3 protein-coding genes are annotated in these 3573 nt (G+C 71.5%); 2 read left to right on the forward strand and 1 reads right to left on the reverse strand.

Annotated features, from left to right (window positions below; all coding sequences use genetic code 11):
• Positions 1-43: 43 nt before the first annotated feature.
• A complete protein-coding gene (locus PHA29_RS09050) occupies positions 44-934 on the reverse strand; it encodes a YitT family protein (RefSeq protein ID WP_270405414.1) in 891 nt (296 codons plus the stop codon).
• Positions 935-1356: 422 nt separating this feature from the next.
• On the opposite strand from PHA29_RS09050, the gene PHA29_RS09055 reads away from it, so the two are divergent.
• Positions 1357-2178 (forward strand): transketolase, encoded by an 822-nt coding sequence (locus tag PHA29_RS09055; protein ID WP_270405415.1) that lies wholly within the window; start codon positions 1357-1359, stop codon positions 2176-2178.
• A gap of 3 nt (positions 2179-2181) precedes the next feature.
• A complete protein-coding gene (locus PHA29_RS09060; protein WP_270405416.1) occupies positions 2182-3123 on the forward strand; it encodes a transketolase family protein in 942 nt (313 codons plus the stop codon).
• Positions 3124-3573: the final 450 nt, after the last annotated feature.

Below are 3573 nucleotides of genomic sequence, written 5' to 3' on the forward strand. Positions count from 1 at the left end.
GGCGCGGGTGCCGTCCATGGCCCGCGCCGGGCGCGGGGTCGCCCTATGCGTCGAGCTCCTTGAAGCCCTCCCCGATGGCCTCCGACACGTCGGCTATGAACACGATGGCCTCGGGGTCGTGCTCCGCCACGACGGTCTTCAGGATGGACAGCTCGCGGCGGTCCAGGATGATGAGCAGCATCGGGCGGTCCTTCCCGCTCCACACGCCGCGCGCCTGGACCTCGGTGACGCCGCGCCCCATCTCGTACATCACGTCGTCCGCGATCCGCTCGTGCTGCTCGGAGATGACGAAGGCCATGCGCCTGCGGTCCGCGCCGTCGACCACGCGGTCCACGACCATGCCCATGAGCACCATGGCGATGGCCGCGTACAGGGCGTTCTCGAGCGAGAACACCGGTGCGCTCGCGGCGCACACGGCGACGTCGATGGCCATGACCGTGGACCCGACGGGCAGCGAGGTCTTGCGCGAGATGATCTGCGCGATGGTGTCCGATCCGCCCGTGTTGACGCCGCAACGGAACACCAGGCCGTAGCCCAGGCCCGAGATGATGCCGCCCCACAGGGCGCACAGCATGAGGTCGCGCTCGCCGAGGGGGGCGACGAAGGGCGCGAAGAGGTCGGTGAAGAAGCCGAACAGGACGAAGCCCGTGATCGTCTGCACGGCGTAGCGCGCCCCGCCGGTGCGCAGGACGAACAGCAGGAGCACCGCGTTCATGACGATCGTCTGGGTGCCGACGGGGAGGTTGAGCCCGGCGCGCCGGCCGAGCTCGGCCACGATGGTGGCGAGGCCCGTGAGGCCCCCGGCGGCGAGACCCTGGGGGACCATGAAGACGTCGACCGCCAGCGCCGCGATCGCGCAGCCCAGCGCCACGAGCGGAAGGTCGCGCACGAACCTCGATCGGATGATGCGCTGGATGTCGATAGCCCTCGCCATGGGTCCCCTCTCGCCGCCGTGATGCTCCGGCTATTGTGTCACAACCGCACCTCGAGAAGAAGGCGAACGCGCCGCCCCGGGGGGTGGGTCGCCGCGCCGGCGGCATCGCGTGCGCCGGTCGGGCGGCCCGCGTGGTTTTCTCGCGGAGCGCCCGTCGCGCCCGCGCCGCCCGGCGGCCGCGCGGTTGCGCGCGGGACCGTGCGCAACCGCGCCGTTATGGCCGTTTTCCGTCGCCCGCCGCTTTGGCCCCTTCGCGTGAAAGCGCACGTCGATGCAGGTCGCGTATGGTATGGTGGACGTGCCGCCGGCGGGCGCGGACGCGCGCGTCCCCCCGGGGCGGGCGCCCTTCCCGGGCGCTCCGATACAGACCTGTGCCGTGGGGAGGGGCATGATCCCCGCGCACACCCACGAAAGGGGGCAGCATGAGCGACGACGAGCTCAAAAAGGTTGCCAACGAGGTTCGCCGTGGAATCGTGACGGGCGTGCACGCCGCCAAGTCCGGCCATCCCGGCGGATCGCTCGGGGCCGCCGACATCATCACCTACCTGTACTTCGAGGAGATGAACATCGACCCGGCCGATCCCGCCAAGCCCGACCGCGACCGCTTCGTCCTGTCCAAGGGCCACTGCGCGCCGGCCCTCTACTCCGCGCTCGCCAGCCGCGGGTACTTCCCCCGCGAGGACCTGGAGACGCTGCGCCATATCGGCAGCCACCTGCAGGGCCATCCCAACATGAACGACACCCCGGGCGTGGACATGTCCACCGGCTCGCTCGGCCAGGGCATCTCCGCCGCCGTCGGCATGGCGCTCGCGGCCAAGCACTGGGGCGACGCCTACCGCGTCTTCGCCCTGCTGGGCGACGGCGAGGTCGAGGAGGGCCAGGTGTGGGAGGCCGCCATGTTCGCGGGCAACCACGCGCTCGACAACCTCGTCGTGATCGTGGACCACAACGGCCTGCAGATCGACGGGACCATCGAGGAGGTCAACTCCGCGATGCCGATCGCCGACAAGTTCGCCGCCTTCGGCTTCCAGGTGATCGAGCTCGCCGACGGCAACGACATGGCGCAGGTCCGCGCCGCGTTCGAGGCGGCGCGCGCGGTCAGCGGCAAGCCGGTGTGCATCGTCGCCGAGACCGTCAAGGGCAAGGGCGTCTCCTTCATGGAGGGCCAGGTCGGCTGGCACGGCAAGGCCCCGAACGACGAGCAGTTCGAGCAGGCGATGGCCGAGCTCGAGAAGGAGGCGTAAGCGATGGCAGACGTGAAGAAGATCGCCACCCGTGCGAGCTACGGCGAGGCGCTCGTCGAGCTGGGTGCCGAGCACGACGACTTCGTGGTCCTCGACGCCGACCTGGCGGCGGCGACCCAGACCGGCAAGTTCAAGGCCGCCTACCCCGACCGCTTCTATGACGCGGGCATCGCCGAGGAGAACCTCATGGGCATGGCGGCGGGCATCGCCACGACCGGCCATGTGGCGTTCGCGAGCACCTTCGCGATGTTCGCCGCGGGCCGCGCCTTCGAGCAGGTGCGCAACTCCATCGGGTACCCGCATCTGAACGTGAAGATCGGCGCCACGCACGCCGGCATCTCGGTGGGAGAGGACGGCGCCACCCATCAGTGCAACGAGGACATCGCCCTCATGCGCACCATCCCCGGCATGACGGTGATCGTGCCGTCCGACGACGTCGAGGCGAAGGCCGCCGTGCGCGCCGCCTACGAGCTCGACGGCCCGGTCTACATGCGCTTCGGCCGCCTGGCCGTGCCGGTGGTCAACGACCGCCCCGACTACGAGTTCGAGGTCGGGCGCGGCATCGTCATGCGCGAGGGCGCCGACGTCACCATCGTCGCCTGCGGTCTCATGGTCCAGGCCGCGCTCGAGGCGGCCGAGACCCTGTCCGCCGAGGGCATCGACGCGGAGGTCCTGAACATCCACACCATCAAGCCGCTCGACACCGAGCTCATCGTCGCGAGCGCGGGCAAGACCGGGCGCGTGGTGACCTGCGAGGAGCACTCCGTCATCGGCGGCCTGGGCGAGGCGGTGTGCTCGGCGCTCGCCGAGTCCTGTCCGGTGCCGGTGAAGAGGGTCGGCGTGAACGACGTCTTCGGCGAGTCCGGCCCCGCGGTCGACCTGCTGCACAAGTACGGCCTGGACGCCGAGGGCGTCGCCGCGGCCGTGCGCGCCTTCATGGCGTAGCGCGGGGCATCCGTCCCCGCAGGGACCGGTTCGGCGCATGGCGCCCCGGTCCGCGATACGGGTCCGTCCCGGTGCGCGGAGCGCCGGGGCGGACCCGTTTTCCATGCCGTCGGGCGCTCGCGGCATCGACCGGCGGCTGCGCCGTTGTCTCGGTCGCGCGGCGCTTGCCCTGCGCCCCGTCGGGAACGGCGGCCCGCCGTCGGAGCCGCCTCGTCGGGATCCGCCCCCGTCCCGATGGCGCGTAGTACCATAACGGGGTACAAGACCCGGGACACGCAGCGCCGACGAGGAGCACCCATGAGCGAGAACCCTGAGAAGAACGACGAGCGGCCGGCCGGCACCGAGCCCGCGGACGCCCCCGGCACCGATCCCACCGGCGACCCCGGCGCCGATCCCGCGTCGCCCGCCGCCGGCTGCGAGCCGGGGTCCGGGGAGGCGCGCCCCGAGCCC

It is taken from the genome of Candidatus Collinsella stercoripullorum, assembly GCF_027669965.1.
GTDB lineage: Bacteria > Actinomycetota > Coriobacteriia > Coriobacteriales > Coriobacteriaceae > Collinsella > Collinsella stercoripullorum.